This window comes from Colwellia sp. BRX8-9 (genome assembly GCF_014077245.1).
In the GTDB taxonomy this organism is placed as follows: domain Bacteria; phylum Pseudomonadota; class Gammaproteobacteria; order Enterobacterales; family Alteromonadaceae; genus Colwellia_A.
In genome coordinates this window covers 20,970-39,642 of record NZ_JACGVN010000019.1, presented here as the reverse complement: position 1 = coordinate 39,642, position 18,673 = coordinate 20,970, and the positions used below count along the sequence as shown (strand labels likewise).

The 18,673-nt window shown below is 39.4% G+C and carries 10 protein-coding genes; 7 read left to right on the top strand and 3 right to left on the bottom strand.

The features are described from left to right. Position 1: 1 nt before the first annotated feature. The 3 genes from H4J70_RS15180 to H4J70_RS15170 are packed head-to-tail and all read right to left on the bottom strand — an operon-like array spanning position 2 to position 5,942. A complete protein-coding gene (locus tag H4J70_RS15180; RefSeq protein WP_182251365.1) occupies positions 2–2,887 on the bottom strand; it encodes a site-specific integrase in 2,886 nt (961 codons plus the stop codon). Beyond that, positions 2,887–5,277, bottom strand: coding sequence for a hypothetical protein (locus tag H4J70_RS15175; RefSeq protein WP_182251364.1), 2,391 nt, complete (start codon positions 5,275–5,277; stop codon positions 2,887–2,889). Before H4J70_RS15175 ends, H4J70_RS15180 begins: the two co-directional genes overlap by 1 nt. 14 nt (positions 5,278–5,291) lie before the next feature. Continuing rightward, the gene (locus tag H4J70_RS15170; protein ID WP_182251363.1) at positions 5,292–5,942 is read right to left on the bottom strand and encodes a hypothetical protein; all 651 of its coding nucleotides are present in this window, start codon (positions 5,940–5,942) and stop codon (positions 5,292–5,294) included. 799 nt (positions 5,943–6,741) lie between these two features. Here H4J70_RS15170 and H4J70_RS15165 point away from each other — a divergent pair. From H4J70_RS15165 to H4J70_RS15135, 7 genes are all read left to right on the top strand, one after another. After that, a complete protein-coding gene (locus H4J70_RS15165) occupies positions 6,742–7,968 on the top strand; it encodes an RNA-guided endonuclease TnpB family protein (protein ID WP_182251362.1) in 1,227 nt (408 codons plus the stop codon). Between the two features lie 227 nt (positions 7,969–8,195). Next, a complete protein-coding gene (gene galU / locus H4J70_RS15160; RefSeq protein ID WP_182221000.1) occupies positions 8,196–9,095 on the top strand; it encodes a UTP--glucose-1-phosphate uridylyltransferase GalU in 900 nt (299 codons plus the stop codon). A 793-nt stretch (positions 9,096–9,888) separates the two neighbouring features. After that, positions 9,889–11,508 carry a glucose-6-phosphate isomerase gene (gene pgi, locus H4J70_RS15155; protein ID WP_182251361.1) on the top strand — a complete coding sequence of 540 codons (1,620 nt, stop codon included), beginning with the start codon at positions 9,889–9,891 and terminating at the stop codon, positions 11,506–11,508. A 188-nt stretch (positions 11,509–11,696) separates the two neighbouring features. Further along, positions 11,697–13,226, top strand: coding sequence for a SulP family inorganic anion transporter (locus H4J70_RS15150; protein WP_182217332.1), 1,530 nt, complete (start codon positions 11,697–11,699; stop codon positions 13,224–13,226). 56 nt (positions 13,227–13,282) lie between these two features. Then, positions 13,283–13,588, top strand: a complete 306-nt coding sequence (locus H4J70_RS15145) for a DUF1289 domain-containing protein (protein ID WP_182217334.1) — start codon at positions 13,283–13,285, stop codon at positions 13,586–13,588. A 1,951-nt stretch (positions 13,589–15,539) separates the two neighbouring features. Further along, positions 15,540–16,964: an amidohydrolase gene (locus H4J70_RS15140; RefSeq protein ID WP_182251360.1), complete on the top strand. Its 1,425-nt coding sequence runs from the start codon at positions 15,540–15,542 to the stop codon at positions 16,962–16,964. 11 nt (positions 16,965–16,975) lie between these two features. Next, positions 16,976–18,244 (top strand): amidohydrolase family protein, encoded by a 1,269-nt coding sequence (locus H4J70_RS15135; RefSeq protein WP_182245177.1) that lies wholly within the window; start codon positions 16,976–16,978, stop codon positions 18,242–18,244. Positions 18,245–18,673: the final 429 nt, after the last annotated feature.

Below are 18,673 nucleotides of genomic sequence, written 5' to 3'. Positions count from 1 at the left end.
TTTATTTCACCATTGAGCGTGTAAATACACTTTCTGTAAAAGTCAGGTAAGCTAAAATTAAGTCGATTATTTCCGGTAATATGAACCACAGAGCCCAATTGAGACGGTAAGGTCGTAGCGCTGCCGTTGCCGTTGCCGATTTTGATGTACCTTCAGTTATTCGACATGGACGGCCTGTTTTATCTATCATGTCTTTCCAAGAGTTGAGCTGAACACTGTCCTTTCCTGACATTGTTATTGGATAGTGTTTATCGATGTCTATGGCATTTAAGGCGTTTAAGTGTCGCTTTAACTCTCTGATATTATTAATTGGCATGTTTATTTTTAATTTGTGTTGTAATTGACGTAATGCGGTTACTTCAATGCTCGTAAAGTCATTTATCCGCCAGTCGAGATGCTGACTAAGTTTTAACCAAGGGATGTATTGATTCGTTGAAAGTGTTAACGGTGATGGAAGTTCCGATGTTTTTTCGATGAACACCATCATCCATGGCGCCAATTGCGTATCATTGAGACCTTGAGAAGCTAAGGATAGCTGCTGAGTAAAACGGCTAAAGCATAGATTATTGTCTGGCGTTAGCATGTTTGTTGATAGATGAGGTTTAACCTTTGCCTTATAAAAGTTTGGTACTTTATTGTATTTTGTTATGACCCATCGAAGTGTTTCGTTTTTTAACAGCCAAACACATTTTTTTGTTTGTTTTGATGGTGTACTTAATTTTTTGGCAAGATTAAACCCGTACTTTAAGTTAGCGCTAACGCAGTGTAGTAATTCTGGTTTCGATACAGTGTATTCCGTTTTTGATTGTTGAAAAATAACATAATCTACTAAGTGTAAATAATTACCTAAGGTGGTTGCAGGGCCTGCATGCCCAACCAGTAAAGCAATTGCATCTAGCACCGGAAAAGTTAAATCAAAGGTAGTGCCTAGTGCACTAAAAAAGGCTTTAATATGTGTTAACTTTTCCTTGGAAAATAACGGGTGTTCAAATGCGCTCGGCAAATAGCTTATCAGTCCCGTAAGTAGTGAAAAAGTGAGTAGGGCATTGTTCGCTCCACAATGACGAAGTAAATGTGTTACCCAGGTATCATCTAAGGTTTCTTTTCTTAAAAAAGTGATGAATTGTTGCTCGAGTGTGTGATACGGCCATTCGTCAAAAAGTAATGCCTCTTTTCCTGTGATATTTAATCTCTGTTGGTATAGCGTGATCAACTGTCTCAATACATCATCGCTCAACATGCATAATGGAAACTTCCGAACGCTTTGCAAAGACTTTCGTTTTTTATCTGGTGTGATGTTAATGAGTCCACACTCAAAATCAATATCCCCAACCTTTAAACTCAGTACATCATCTTCACGAAAGCACCCGTAATAGCAAAGCTGCATAAACAAGGTGATTTGCTGTTCAAAAATCCCTTTTCCTGTTTTAAATTTCTCACAAATTAGGTCGAATTGACGAGGACTTAAGTAGTTAGTGCGTACCCGACCATCGCGATGTGTTAAATTGATTTGTTCAATATCGATAGTCGGTAACTCATTAAATCGATTGATGAAGTGCAAAAAGCGTACGCAGGTTAATTGGCGTTTACTGCATGAGATCTGATCAATTGCTGCTTGGCTCTGTTTGTTAAGGTTATTTGTACTAAGCCTCCTAAAGTCATAGGTACCGAAGGCTGTTTGAATAAATTGATTAACGTCAGAAAAATATGTTAATAAAGACCTCGCGGCTAGCTTTTCTGTCCAAGGAGAGCCGTTTTCGAACAAATAGGCGATCCACGAAATCGCCATTAATAGTGCGAGGTTCATTGGGCATTGCTGACAGTTTTTTAATTGGCGAAGGCATTCTTGATAGCTTGCTGCACGATGATCATTTTTTACATTAACTGTCATATAATGTCTGAGCGTACCATTCACATGACGCTTTGCTTTTGTATTGTCTCCCTTAGCTGTCTGGTTATCTGATTCATAGGGAAGTCTTAACGTTGTGATGCTTCGTGAAGATGACGCTGTGATCTCTACGGGTGTATTGGTAAATAAGTGAACTAACTGTTCATCAGTGAGACTATGCTCGTTTGGCCAATACTGGTGCAAGCCTGCCGGTTGTTGCAGTAAACCAATATCACGTAAAATGGAGGTAAGTGGATATTTATTCAACGCTTCGCTCAAGTCAGCAAACGCAAACTCGAGATAAGTGTTGATTGCTTTTTGTGCTATATTTTTTCCTGCCATTTTCTTAGTTGAATCTAAGTGGGGAAGCTCAGAGCTGTTTAAGTGATGAAGCAGTAATGCGCCCATTGGTCTTAACCAAACTCTCTGGTGGCTATTGGGCAAAAATGCAGTAATAGCAGGAACCGCTTCAAAAAAATACCAAGCATCAAAAGGCAGTGCTGCTAGTTCATTTAATGCTGATAAACGATTGATATTGCATTCGAGTGCGCAGAGTAACAACCATCGACCAAATGTAAGTTGGTGTTGGTTATTCATTGAACGGTTCAAATCAATCTGGTTAGGGTGATAGAGACGTTCACAGAGTTGAGTAACTAAATTAATCGGCAATGTATCAGCGTGAAAAAGTGGTGTGTCAACGGGGGATGAAATCAGTTGAGCAGGGGCTTTAAGTTTTGGGGCTTGCTTTTGATGCAAACGAAAAAGCGCTTGTATGCATAAGTTAAAGCAGCTTAGCTCAGCATCTGTCGATATGTAGTCCCTTAAAAGACGCGGGAGCGTAGCTATCGAATTAGCAGCCCATTTATCAACAGATTTTATTAATAGTTTGTGAATTTCAGGGATGGCCAAAAACTCGGTGATCAACTCTCTTCTCTCGCGATCCTCATCAGCAAGCTCTGTGAGAAGATGATTGTGATAGTCGTTTATTTTGTGTTTCATTAAAGAGCCCTTCCATTGTCAATGAGTTTTTCAATGAGTAACAGGCATGCTTTGTCACTTTTATTAAATACGCTCATTAGGGACGACAACTTAACTGACTGTTGAACAGCAAGTTGAATAGGGCTGCATAAATTGTATTGCCCGAGTGGTGATTGTCCGATTTTAAAATGATTCATTTGTAAATTGAGGTGTTGTTGGTTGAACTTATCAGAGGTCGGTGCGTGTAAGTCGTTATCTATCCACAAAGTACATAAGCTTTGACGAAAGCTGTTTGGATCAAGTTGAATATTTAGTTTTGTAAATACATTTTGAAGTACTTCTTTATTCATTTCTATCGGTTGACCCTTCTTTAAATTCGCTAGGCTAGGTTGTTCCGAGATATTTAGGTAGGAAGAGCTGTAAAACCAGTCAGTCCACTGCTTCCAAATTTCGCTCAACGTGTTGTCGAGAAAGATCAAGCGATGTTCGCCATTTTTATGGGCGTCTTTATCTTGGGTTGTAAAAATGCTGTGCGCTAGGCTAGTCGCTGAGAATGCAGGAAAAGGTTGTTTTACTGGCCGTAATCCACCGCTAAAACAAGCTCTTAAGGCAATATAACAGGTGATGAGTTGACTAACCTTTTCGATACCCTGCCTTAATTTCTTTTGGCGAAGTTGTGTGTATTTGATAAAGCTATTTTCAAAGTAATCAGCGAGTAATTTAAGGTGATCTTGTTTTACTGAAAGTGCCGCCCCAAAACTTTGCAGACTGTTTTTACCTTCAGGCTTGCTAAGTTCATCAGATCCTATCAGTGAACCCGCTTCGAGAGAGAACCCAATCTCTTTTATGAAGTTCAGCCATTGGTTATGGAGTGTATATTGCAAAGTTTGCTTATCCGCGTTGCTATAGTAATGTTGGATCATCGCGCTACCTTGCTGCCATCCCAAGTAAGAACTTGGAATGCGGCCCGAAATATAGTGATGAAAGCAGCTTCGAATTTGAGCAGCCTTGACATATTGGTGGCAATGACTGTTGTAAGCTTTTATCTTTTCTTTTAACCAGTTACGGTATTGTTGTTCATCAATCTTGGAGATATAAACTAAGGGGTTAGCGTGTCTTTTCGTAGCATTGACTAGCTTTAATGGGATATATAAAAGGTGCTGGAGAGGATAGGGAACGATCAGTGTCACAGGCCTATCATCACTACTGGTAGAGTACACATTCGATGTTGCTGATGGTGCTTGTTTTCCCTTGACCAATAACTGTGTTATTACTAAGTAAGCATGGCAGTGACCATCATTAGTCAAATGGTAGTGCAAACCAGGCTGTGTATCATGATCTATAATTTTCCTTGTACGCTGGTTAAATAACCTCAGTGATTTGATCTGAGAATATGGGAGAGCTAGCCACAACTCGAGAAAGATGATCACCCAATACCAGCACTCTTTTTGTGTAATGATATCTAATGTGTTATCCATCAATTGTGGAAAGCTATATGTGAGGAAGCCTTCCAGCTCTTTTGGTGTCAGTGCCTTCTGACTCAGTGGTAGCTTAAGGTTTTGCCTGCGTATTGCACTTTTTAGTCCCCCTAGCTTTTGACGGTAGTGTTGCTGTTGCGACTTTATACTTAAAGGCTTGCTCGGTTTCAGTGTTAAATACGACTGTTGAACTTCTCCACTTTCATCAACAAATTGATACTGTTGCAGTTGATCACCTTGGAAATCAAAAGAGTGGTCAGTTAAACACTGAAGCCCGTTCTTTTTAATTTTATTTATACGTGGTTTACGTACGAGATACTGAGAAATCGTATCGAACGTTGGACTAATATCATTCAGCACAACAAGCTGAGCTTTTAGTTCAAAATTAGTCAGTATATAAAATTCAGCGATTGTCACATGCTTCGTGAGCGTTGAGATGTCTATATTCAACGCTCTTGCTTTGTCGAGTGCGAGTAATGGGGAATAGAGATCATCAGGTAACAATAAGTAAATACGAGCAGTGAGCAATGTCCACCAATGCAGATCAATTTCGTTTTTCTGGTGATTGCTAGCAATTAACACTAGCGTCGAAAAAAGTGGGTGATCAGTTAGGAAGTCATGTAAATCACGGCGAGTTATCTTTCTTTTGTTAGTGGCACCTGATGTCGCTATCACCTTATTCTTAAATAAAAGAGCAATAGCGCTTTTTAGCTCCTCTTGCTGCTTTCTTTGATATGCATTTTTTTCGGGTACAAGTTCACAGCACATTCGGTGGAAAAGTGGGAGTATCTCACTAAGACGATCAAATAAAGGAGATAAAGGCGGTAGCTTAAATGCTTGCCAAACTCTCTGAACATCATAGTTATAGACGTTGGCGTATATTCCTGTTGACGCTATTTTTTCAGAATTTACGATATAATTAGGATAGGGCATCAAATTATTCCTTTTTACCAATCAAACATTGAGTCAAAGTCATTCACAATATTTTGATTAAAAACATCGTGTTCAAGTTGTTTATGTCCAGTAGATTTATCAGTGTTTTCTGCACGCGTTTTAGCGGCGATACTTAACGAGGATTGATTTATTCCAAGGATTTTTGCGTACTGATGCTGACTAAACTTAAACCCCAGATCAACAATGTCATTTAAGTTTTTTTCAATCGATTTTAATTCACTCATTTTTATTGAAGAAAAAGTGGTTAAATAAGAATGTAAAACAAGTATTTGCTTCAGTTCTTCTAAGGTATTCACTTGACTGGATATATAGCTATTGATTTTTATGTCGGGGTATTGCTTTTTGGCAACATACCAAAATTCAGCATATTGAACCGGGTAATACTCACCATCCAATTCTATGAGTGCAATGCTGATTTTTTGTAATTGTTCAATCATCAACTTGAATGCCGTTAGATTGTTAAACGCAATATTTAAAAAGTACTCTTCAGCTTTATTTAACTCTCTTATGTCTTTTATGAAGCTAAATTTGCTTAGATTGATCACTTTTTTCTTGTTCCTCTTTTTTGTTTTATTGGTACTCGCGTTATTACTTATTTTTTGTGGTCTTTTTAAAACGCTATTATTAGATTTACTTGAACTCATACGTTTACTCCGATATTTAACTTATATATTTAGGCTTTATGACAATATGTTTTCTTATTCGGTATTGTGTGAATTACTTCATCTAAATATGCATTAAATGTGAAATAACTGATTATTTATTAAAATAAACACGTATCAAGGTCAATTAGCACCTTAATTTGGTTATAAATAATCTCACAAGAAATTCGCCAATACCCTCATGTGTGAACTAATTCATCTAAATATAGGTAGATAAAAATATAAATATTAATCAAACGTGAAATAGCTGAGTATTTATTAAATTAAACACGTATCAAGGTGAACTAGAACCTCAATTTTTTTATAAATAATCTCACAGGAAAACAGACGTTGATCTACGTATTTGTCACTAAACAGTGAATAATCGAAGGGAATGGTCTTTATTTTTTATGTTAGGGGATATGTGTCTTCGCATTTTGTAAAGAACGAGAGTTCCAAAATGTAAGCTGCAAAGAAAAATCAACGGTGCAATAATATTACTTTATTCATATAAACGTCCTTTTTGATAAATACAGGGCATCCCTTGCTATCTTTTTCTTACCACTTACTTTATCTCAATATATATATTTATTGCTTCTAAATTTAAATGTGATTAAATTACTGATTATTAGTGCTTTATTTTGTTTTTAGGCAGGTTGTGTCCGGTTCATATGTTCAAAAAATTAAATTTACATCAGGCTCTAAATTTTATTAGCACCGTCGAGAAAACTCGGTACTTTAGTACCGAGATGAATCGATAATTTCTTGACAATCTCTGCTTGTACAGTACGCTATACAGTATATGAAAAGGACGCTCAGATACAATTACCGGCTCAAGCCAACAGTAGACCAAGAAGTTAAACTCGTAGCGTTTGGCTCATATGCTCGTGGGCTGTGGAACTTGTTGCTGTCTGAAAATATACGTCGATATCGATACGATAAAACGTTTTTGTTTTACCCTGAAATGGCGGGGTTAATTCGTGACTTGAAAAAGTTCGACGAATTCTTTTGGCTCAAAGCCTTCGACGCTGCTGCGGCACAGCAAGTAGCTCGTGATTTGGAAGCGGCTTTAAAAAACGCATTCACAAAAGGTCGATTGCAGCAGTTTCCTACTTTCAAAGTGAGCTTTAAACAAAAAAAGCTTCACGATGACAGCTTTCGATGTGTTAACAACTCTAATTGTATTAGGGTTGAAAAAGGGGCTATTAGTATTCCTAAAATCGGTAAAGTGCCGATTGTTTTACATCGAAAACTAGCCAGTAAAATCAAAACAGCTACGGTGCAATTTAAACACGGGAAATGGTATGTTTCACTCACTCAAGAAGTTGAGTGCAAAAGCGCAAAGCAATTGCTATCAACGCTTGTTGGTTATGATATTAACAGCCAGTACACCGTCGTTGGTTCAAATGGGTGGTACGTTAAAAATCCGAAAGCTTTCAAAAAATCTTCAACCAAATTAAAGCAAATTCAAGTCCAGTTGAGCCGTCGAAAGAAAGGCTCTACTCGCTGGCACAAAACAAAAACACGCTTAAATAAACTTCACGGAAAAATCTCTCGCCAACGCTTAGCGTTTGCTCACGAAGTATCATGTTCGATAGCCAAGACCAGTGATATTATCGTGTTTGAGGATTTAAACGTGAAAGGAATGCAGCAGTTTAATGGCCAAATGGTGAACGATAATGTGATGGGTATGGTCACAGTGTTAACCAAGTACAAGGCTGAATTAAATGGCGCTGTGTATCATGAAATAGGTCGATATGTGAAATCGTCAGGCATTTGTTGCGAATGCAAACATGAGCATAAATTCGATTTGAGAGTCAGAAATTTCGCGTGTGAGCGCTGCGGCACAGTGCAGTGTAGAGATTTTTCTGCCGCTAAGTCAGTGGCAGACACCGGCGAAAAAGAGTTAATAGCTAATGGGATATTAGTTAGGGCGTTGCCCAACACTCAGCAGAAATCACCTTCTAAAATGAAAGTCTTTGAGCAATCAAAGTTTGGTGTGGGAACTGAGAAAAAAGAAGTAGCCTAGCCGTTAAAAGCTAGATTGCAGAAGCTCGGTACTTTAGTGCCGAGTAGTTCACTAGCTGGTATAGAGAGTTCTACAAAAAACAAAGAATATCAGGCTAAAATTTTTTCACGATAAAAATGACATCAATTGATGTCATTTTTTATTTGTTGGGGGGAAATGTTTATTTCACCGTGACAATTGCTAAAAGTCCCTTTAATATTAGTTATCGTAAAAATTTAGGGACGAAAATGACAAATAAAATAACAAAAGCGGTAATTCCAGTAGCGGGTCTTGGTACTCGTATGTTGCCAGCAACTAAAGCAATTCCCAAAGAAATGCTGCCAATTGTAGACAAGCCGATGATCCAATACATAGTTAATGAATGTGTTGCGGCAGGTATTAAAGAAATTGTGCTAGTTACCCATTCTTCAAAAAACGCCATTGAAAATCATTTTGATAAATCTTTTGAACTTGAAACGACTTTAGAAAATCGTGTTAAGCGTCAGTTGCTTGAAGAGATTCAAGCTATTTGCCCGAAAGACGTTACCATACTGCATGTTCGTCAAGGCGAAGCGAAGGGCTTGGGTCATGCTGTATTGAAGGCTCGTCCTATTATTGGTAACGAACCTTTTGTTGTGGTACTTCCTGATGTTATTTTAGATGATGCTACAGCAGATTTGAAAACCGAAAATTTAGCGGCGATGTTAACGCGTTATGATGAAGTGGGTGGCTATAGCCAGATTATGGTTGAACCTGTGCCAATGGAGCAAGTCAGTAGTTATGGTGTGGTTGATTGTGGTGGTGTTGAGCTTGCCCCTGGTGAGTCAAAAACTATGACGGCTATTGTTGAAAAACCAGCGATGGAAGACGCGCCATCAAACTTAGCCGTTGTTGGTCGCTATGTCCTTTCTGAGAAAATTTGGGATTTATTAAAGTTAACCCCTCCAGGTGCTGGTGATGAAATTCAATTAACTGACGCTATTGCGATGTTAATGGAAAAAGAAACGGTTGAAGCTTTCCATATGACAGGTAAGTCACATGACTGTGGTTCAAAACTAGGTTATATGAAAGCGAATGTTGAATACGGTTTACGCCACCCAGAATTAGCTGATGATTTCAGAGCATATTTAACCGACTTGATGAAGTAACAACTATTTTTGCACTTTTGTACTTTAACATTTTTGCATTTTCGTCGTCATGCTGAATTTATTTCAGTATCTGGTCTTTGTTGTCCAAGTACAGATCCTGAAACAAGTTCAGGATGACGGTGTTGTGTTGAGGATGACTGTTATCCCACCGGATGACGTTTATTTCTTTAGGTGACGGTTTTGGTATCAGGGAGTCGTTAATCGTTTAGCACTTTTGTCGTCATGCTGAATTTATTTCAGTATCTGGTCTTTGTTGTTGCAAGTACAGATCCTGAAACAAGTCCAGGATGACGGTGTTGGTATCAGGATGACGGTAGTCGTTTAGTACTTCTGTCGTCATGCTGAATTTATTTCAGTATCTGATCTTTGTTGTTATAAGTACAGATCCTGAAACAAGTTCAGGATGACGGTTATCCCGCAGGACGATGTTATTGGTATCAGAGAGTCGATAATAATTTAGCACTCTTGTCGTCATGCTGAATTCATTTCAGTATCTGGTCTTTGTTGTTATAAGTACAGATCCTGAAACAAGTTCAGGATGACGGAGTAGTGTTCAGGATGATGGTTATCCAACAGGATGGCGGTATTGGTATCAGGGAGTCGTTAATCGTTTAGTACTTCTGTCGTCATGCTGAATTTATTTCAGTATCTGGTCTTTGTTGTTGTAAGTACAGATCCTGAAACAAGTTCAGGATGACGGTGATGGTATCAGGATTACTGTTATCCCACAGAATAACGGTATCAGCATGACGAGTTTCACCTATTTTAAATTTATTATAAGAAAAGTATAAATATGGATATATCTTCTTTATCAGCGCTTTCGAAAGCGGCTAAGTCTCGGGCAATTGTTTCATTGTTCTCTACTGACCAAAGCCGTGTTGAGCAATACTCAACTAGCAATGCTGGTCTATACCTCGACTTCTCTAAACAAAACATTAACGTAACAGAACTTAATCAGCTTTTTGAATTAGCAGAAAAGTCTAGTTTAGCTGAAAAAATCAACGCGCAGTTCTGTGGTGAGGTTATCAATAACACTGAAAAGCGTGCCGTGCTTCATACCGTTCTTCGTGCCCCTGACGAAACAAAACAAGCAATATTAGGTGCACAAGCTGACGAAGTTATTGCCACTGAGCAGCACATGGCCGACATCGTTAATGATATTAGTTTGGGAACGTTACTTTCAGCTTCTGGTGAAAAATTCACTGACATTATCGCGATTGGTATTGGTGGCTCTTATTACGGTATTAAAGTTGCGCTTTCTGCATTAAGTACTTTTCATACCACTGGCTTGAATGCCCATGTTATTGCCAATGTTGACGGCGCTGCAGTTGAAGAGAAACTCGCTAAGCTGAATGTTGCTACCACCTTGGTCGTTGTTATTTCTAAAACTTTTACCACCCAAGAAACATTATTAAATGCGCTTGCGGTTAAAAACTGGATGCTAAAGCATTCTTCTGATACTGATATTATTGAAAAACAGTGGTTTGCGGTTAGTACTAATATCGTTAAAGCGACTGAGTTTGGTGTTTTAGAAAAAAACATTCTTCCGATGTGGGATTGGGTAGGCGGACGATTTTCGCTTTGGTCTGCTGTTGGTTTACCGCTGGCTTTAGTGATTGGCAATGAAAATTTCAATAAGCTGAAGCAGGGCGCTTATCAAATGGACCAGCATTTTCAAAATGCTCCCTTTGAGCAGAATATGCCGGTGTTAATGGCACTGCTTGGTATTTGGAATCGTAATGCTTTGCAGTATTCAAGCCTTGCTATTTTACCGTACGACCATTCTTTGCGGGCTTTACCCGGTTATCTACAACAAACAGATATGGAAAGTAATGGTAAGTCAGTATCTAATACTGGCGAGAAGTTAGCGTGGCAAACCGCCCCCACTGTTTTTGGTCAAGAGGGGACAAATGGTCAGCATGCTTTTATGCAATTAATGCATCAAAGCGATGATATTATTCCTACCGACTTTATTGTCTGTTTAAAAGGCGCGAGCAATTTGCCTGAGCATCATCAAGTATTAGTGGCTAATTGTTTTGCGCAAAGTGAAGCGTTAATGCGCGGTAAAACCTTAAATGAAGTTGAAGGTGAACTTGACGCTGCTGGCTTAACACCTGACGAAATTTCTACACTTGCGCCACATAAAACCATGAAAGGTAATACGCCTAGTAACACGTTATTACTTGAAGAAATGACACCCGAAAATTTAGGGGCGTTGCTTGCACTTTATGAGCATAAAATTTTTGTGCAAGGTGTTATTTGGCAGTTAAATTCTTTTGACCAATGGGGTGTTGAATTAGGTAAACAATTAGGCAACAGTATTTTATCAGCAATCAATGGTGGCGAAATGTCAATGCTGTCAGCTTCAAGCCAAAACCTAATCAAACGTTTTAATAGTTCTACTAATAAATAGCATTGAAATATGAACAATAACTAGTCATAAAAGTGGCTAGTTATTGACTTTTTCACGGCAAATCTATAGTATTCCCGCGCTTTTACCTTGATATACCCTCAAATAAGTCAATTAACGCTTCTTGTTAAGTTTTCCTATTATTAGGACGTCGTCAGGTTACACCCCACTATCCATAAAATGAGAGTGCAATGTTCGAATTACATGCCAGTAAAGTTTCTAACCTGAAGAACGATGTTCTTTCAGGACTTACCGTCGCCTTAGCGCTAGTGCCTGAAGCTGTTGCTTTTGCATTTGTTGCTGGTGTCGACCCTCTTGTTGGTTTATATGCTGCTTTTATGGTGGGTTTAATTACCTCTGTTTTCGGTGGACGCCCTGGCATGATTTCTGGTGCAACCGGTGCTATGGCTGTTGTCATGGTGAGTCTAGTGGCTATTCATGGTGTTGAGTATTTATTCGCTACGGTGGTATTAACAGGCTTACTGCAAATTCTTGCTGGTATCTTTAAACTGGGTAAGTTTATCCGCTTAGTACCCCATCCGGTTATGCTTGGCTTTGTTAATGGTTTAGCTATCGTTATATTTTTAGCTCAGCTTGGTCAATTCAAATTTACTAATGACGCGGGTGAATTAGAATGGATGCAAGGGGCACCTCTTTATACCATGGCAGGGTTAATTCTTTTAACCATGGCAATTATTCATTTTTTCCCTAAGTTAACTAAAGCGGTACCGTCAACATTGGTTGCGATAGTTGCTGTGTCATTCTTAGTTTTCGGCCTTAACCTAGATACTAAGTTAGTGGGGGATGTTGCTTCTATAGCTGGCGGATTACCAACATTTAGCATACCTAGCGTACCGTTTGATTTAGAAATGTTAAAAATCATCTTTCCATTCGCTATCGTATTAGCAGCGATTGGTTTAATTGAATCATTATTAACGTTAACCCTTATTGATGAGTTAACCGGTACTCGTGGTCGTGGTAACCAAGAATGTATTGCACAGGGTGCAGCAAATACTGTTACGGGTTTCTTTGGCGGTATGGGTGGTTGTGCAATGATTGGTCAATCAATGATCAACGTGAACTCAGGAGGTCGAGGTCGAGCATCAGGCATTACTGCAGCACTAGCATTACTTGGCTTTATTTTATTTGCCTCAGGTTTAATTGAACAAATCCCTCTAGCTGCCTTAGTCGGCGTTATGTTTATTGTTGTTATTGGTACCTTTGAATGGTCGAGTTTCCGCATTTTAGGCAAAGTGCCTAAGGCTGATGCCTTTGTGATTATTCTTGTCTCAGGTGTGACTGTTTATTCAGATCTTGCTATTGCTGTTGTTGTTGGTGTTATTGTCTCAGCGTTAGTTTTTGCTTGGGAACACGCAAAACACGTTACTGTGCATCGTTCAACTAACGAGCATGGCTCAACCGTTTATGATGTTAAAGGACCGTTGTTTTTTGGTTCGGTTGCCAACTTTTTAGAGCAGTTTGATATGGATGAAGCAAGTAGCGACATTATCGTAGAATTTAAAAATTCACGCGTTGTTGACCATTCTGCTATTGAAGCGATTGATACCTTAGCTGACCGTTATTTGTCGCGCGGCAAAACCATGCACTTAAGACATTTAAGCAGTGAATGTACAAAGTTATTGACCAAAGCGGGTAGTCTAGTTGAAATCAACGTGATTGAAGACCCTGACTATCATATTGCTACTGATAAATTAGACTAATATGATACAAGCCTATACATTATGTATAGGCTTTTTAAGTTTGGCCGAAGGTTATTATGCAATTAGAGTTTTTTGATGTTCCCAGCCCTTGTATGGGTGTGTGTCAGTCTGATGAAAAAGGCAATTGTCTTGGCTGCTACCGTACGCGTGAAGAACGCCAAACGTGGATAAACTTAACATCTGATAACAAACAAAAAGTAGTTAAACGCTGCTTGCAACGCAAAAAACGTAAAAATGCCAAACCGAAAGTTAAAGTTATTCCAACCCAGATAGAAACGCAACAACCTTCGTTACTTGATCCCCAATCAAAAGCAAAACCAGATCCCTCAACAGATCTTGATTTTGGTGACTTTGAACTCTAAGACAATCATTCTCAACAGACTCTTGAGTCTAGAAAATACTCTGTCATCCTGAACGAATATTTCACCTTTCTCGAATAACGTCATCCTGAACTCGTTTCAGGAACTGTACTTACTCTACAAAAACCAGATACTGAAATAAATTCAGCATGACGACATGGGAGTGAAACAATACGATTCATCAACAAACCACTCTCCGTCATCCTGAACTTGTTTCAGGATCTGTGCTTGCTCTACAAAGACCAGATACTGAAATAAATTCAGTATGACGACATGGGAGTGAGATAATGCGAATCATCAACAAACCACTTTCCGTCATCCTGAACTCGTTTCAGGATCTGTTCTTGTTCTACAAAAACCAGAGACTGAAATAAATTCAGCATGACGGCATGAGAGTGAGAAAATGCGAACCATAAACAAACCACTCTCCGTCATCCTGAACTCGTTTCAGGATCTGTCCTTTTTCTACAAAAACCAGATACTGAAATAAATTCAGTATGACGGCATGAGAGTGAGACAATACGAATAATAAACAAACCACTACCGTCATCCTGAACTCGTTTCAGGATCTGTCCTTGTTCTGCAAAGACCAGATACTGAAATAAATTCAGCATGACGACACACGAGTGAGACAATACGAGTAATAAACAAACCACTTTCCGTCATCCTGAACTCGTTTCAGGATCTGTTCTTGTTCTACAAAGACGAGATACTGAAATAAATTCAGCATGACGACACGGGAGTGAGACAATGCGAATCATCAACAAACCACTTTCCGTCATCCTGAACTCGTTTCAGGATCTGTACTTGTTCTACAAAGACCAGATACTGAAATAAATTCAGCATGACGGCATGGGAGTGAGATAATACGAATCGTGAACAAATCACTTTCCGTCATCCTGAACTCGTTTCAGGATCTGTCCTTTTTCTACAAAAACCAGATACTGAAATAAATTCAGTATGACGGCATGGGAGTGAGTAGATACTGAAATAAATTCAGTATGACGACAAAAAGGCTACACGATTACCGACTCCCTGATACCAACACCGTCATCCTGAACTCGTTTCAGGATCTGTACTTGCTCTACAAAGACCAGATACTGAAATAAATTCAGCATGACGACATGGGAGTGAGAAAATGCGAATCGTGAACAAACCACTCTCCGTCATCCTGAACTCGTTTCAGGATCTGTACTTGTTCTACAAAGACCAGATACTGAAATAAATTCAGCATGACGACACGGGAGTGAGACAATGCGAATCGTGAACAAACCACTTTCCGTCATCCTGAACTTGTTTCAGGATCTGTGCTTGCTCTACAAAGACCAGATACTGAAATAAATTCAGCATGACGGCATGGGAGTGAGATAATACGAATCATCAACAAACCACTCTCCGTCATCCTGAACTTGTTTCAGGATCTGTGCTTGCTCTACAAAGACCAGATACTGAAATAAATTCAGCATGACGGCATGGGAGTTAGATAATACGAATAATAAACAAACCACTCTCCGTCATCCTGAACTCGTTTCAGGACCTGTACTTGCTCTACAAAGAGCAGATACTGAAATAAATTCAGTATGACGGCAAAAAGGCTACACGATCACCGACTCCCTGATACCTACACCGTCATCCTGAACTTGTTTCAGGATCTGTACTTGATCTACAAAGACGAGCTATTGAAATAAATTCAGCATGACGGCATGGAAGTGAGTAGATGCTAGATACTGAAATAAATTCTGTATGACGGCATGGGAGTGAGCAAAAACCAGAAGGCAAATTTACTATGTGCTTTTAGTATCTGAAATACTCTTATTTATTTGCTTCATTCTCCATTCACCGTGAATGTATAACCATTGGACGTAATTGGCTCAGGTTCACTTGCCGTATTGTTCAAATCATTTTATTGTTGACTATTAAACCCCAAAATAATAATCCGCACAGGAAGCATTAAATGCATATCAAGCAAAGCATCGCGCCTACGTTGTTGGCGCTTAGCGTATCACTCGCGTTATCTGGCTGTTTAGAGTCTGAGCAGCAAGACCCAAAAGTGTCTATTAATAAAAACCCTTATCCGAGTACTTATCAACCTCTACCTAAGCAAACGACTTTAATTAAAAATACCACGGTATTAATTGGTAATGGTGAGCGTTTTGATAATGCTGATGTGTTGATGAGCGATGGAAAAATATCTCAAGTTGGCAAAAACTTGTCCGCTGCGGGTGCTGTCGAAATTGATGGAACAGATAAATGGGTTACGCCTGGTGTTATCGATGTGCATTCGCATCTAGGGGTTTATCCAAGCCCGTCGGCTGAGTCACATTCAGACGGTAATGAAATGAGTTCGCCCAATACTTCTGAAGTTTGGTCTGAACATAGTATTTGGCCACAAGATCCTGGTTTTAATGCTGCCCGTGCTGGCGGTGTTACTACAATGCAAATTTTACCTGGCTCTGCTAATTTATTTGGTGGCCGTGGTGTAACGCTTCGTAATGTATCAAGCCATACGATGCAAGGCATGAAGTTTCCAGAAGCGCCTTATGGTTTAAAAATGGCTTGTGGTGAAAACCCTAAGCGTGTTTACGGTAGCCGTAAAATATTACCCTCAACTCGTATGGGCAACATGGCAGGTTACCGCATGGCTTGGGCAGAAGCGACTGAGTATAAACATGCATGGGAAAAATACGACCGTGATTACGAAGCGGGGAAAAATCCTTTAGCGCCAGCACGAGATTTAGAGCTTGATACCCTACGTGGTGTACTCGACGGTGAAATTTTAATTCACAATCATTGTTACAAAGCTGAAGAAATGGCGATGATGATTGATCTGGGTAAAGAGTTTAATTACCAGTCAGGGACTTTTCATCATGCGATTGAAGGTTACAAAATTGCTGACTTATTAGCTGAAAATGGAAACTGTGCAGCCATGTGGCCTGATTGGTGGGGTTTCAAAATGGAAGCTTACGACATGATCCACGAAAACGTTGCGGTTGTTAACGCGGTGAAAAACTCTTGTGCGATTGTTCACTCAGACTCAAACAGTACTATTCAGCGTTTAAACCAAGAAGCAGGTAAAGTAATGTACCGTGCTAACGAGAATGGTTTTGCCTTAAAACCAGCAGAAGCTATTCGTTGGATCACTTTAAATGCAGCTAAATCTTTAGGTATTGATGATAAAACCGGTAGTTTAGAAGCGGGTAAAAATGCGGATGTAGTGCTTTGGAATCAAAGTCCTTTCAGCGTCTATGCACAAGCTGAACAAGTATTTGTTGATGGTGCAAAAGTGTATGACCGCTTTGATGATAAATACCAAGCAACAAGTGACTTTATGTTAGGGCAAGCTGAAGTTCCTGCTTTACCTAAAAAGGGAGGGCAGTAATCATGAGAAAAATTAAGTTATTTAAAGCCTCGTTAGTTGCACTTGCTTTAGCGGCAATAAGCCATGCTAACGCAGAAAGTTTAGCAATAACCAATGCCACTATTCATACGGTTACTGAACAGGGTGTTTTAACAAATGCCACGGTTGTTATTGATGACGGAAAAATTATTGCGATTAACCCTGAAAAGATTGTTGCTGATGTAACCTTCGATGCGATGGGGAAAATACTGACACCGGGTTTAATTGGTTCTATGAATTCATTAGGTTTGGTTGAGGTGAATGCAGTATCAAGAACCCGTGATGCTAGTGATAAAAAAGCAGACATCACTTTTGATGCATCAATCGCTTTTAACCCACGCTCAACGGTTGTGCCTTATACACGCAAAGGTGGTATCACCAGTAACGTTTCAGTACCTAGCGGTGGTGATAGTATGTTCAAAGGGCAAACCTTTGTAACAGACCTCTCAGGCGAGTTTGACAGTGTTTACATTAAAGAAAATGCCGTCATCATAGATCTTGGTGCTAAAAGCAGTGGTTCACGCGCTCTAAACTTACAAAAACTGCGTTACACGCTTGAAGACGCCCAAAAGGCCTTAACCAAGGCTGCTGAAGACGCTAAAACAGCGAAAAAAGATAAAAAGGCTGACGAGAAGCAAAAAGAACCAAAAGAATTAAAGCGTGATGAAAAAATTATCAACGCCTTATTAGCCGGTGATAAACCGCTTGTAGCTTATGCCGACCGCGCCACAGACTTACTCGAATTACTGAAATTAAAAGCTGAGTTTAATCTTGATTTAGTGATTGCTGGCGGTGCTGATGCGATATTAATTACTGAGCAATTAGCTGCAGCGCAAGTCCCTGTTATATTTGGCGCTTTAGATAACTTACCGAGTAGTTTTGATTCGCTGCATTCTTCACTAGACAATACGGCGAAATTAACCCAAGCAGGTATCAATGTTGCTTTAGCCATAAGCGACGCACATAACTTGTATCAGCTGCGTTTTGAAGCGGGTAATGCAATTGCTAATGGTTTAACCAAAGACCAAGCACTTGCCGCTGTTACTGCCAATGTTGCCGATGCTTTTAATATTAATGCGGGTCGTATTGCCGTTGGTAAAAAAGCCGACTTGGTTTTATGGAGTGCTGACCCTTTCGAGCTTAGTACGAAAGTAGATAAAATGTGGATTAACGGCAAAGAGACCTCAACGCAGAGCCGTCAAGACAAACTGCGTAAACGCTATACCACTGAGAGTGATATGCCAAGAGGTTACACGAAGTAACCCTTATTGGCAGTTTGCTATTCGATAGCGAAAGGCATTAAACGATAATTCGTTTAATGCCTTTTTTTTTGCGCTTTGTTGTTTAGCACTTTTGCCGTGATGCTGAATTTATTTCTCTTGTCGTCATACTGAATTGATTTTTCTAGTCGTCATACTGAATTAATTTATCTAGTCGTCATGCTGAGTTTATTTCAGTATCTGTTTTTTGTAGAGCAAGTACAGATCCTGAAACCAGTTCAGGATGACGGAGATGGTATCAGGGTGACGGTGTAGGTATCAGGGAGTCGGTAATCGTGTAGCCTTTTTGTCGTCATGCTGAATTTATTTCTCTAGTCGTCATACTGAATTTATTTCAGTATCTGGTCTTTGTTGTTGTAAGTACAGATCCTGAAACAAGTTCAGGATGACGGAGTTGGTATTAGGATGACG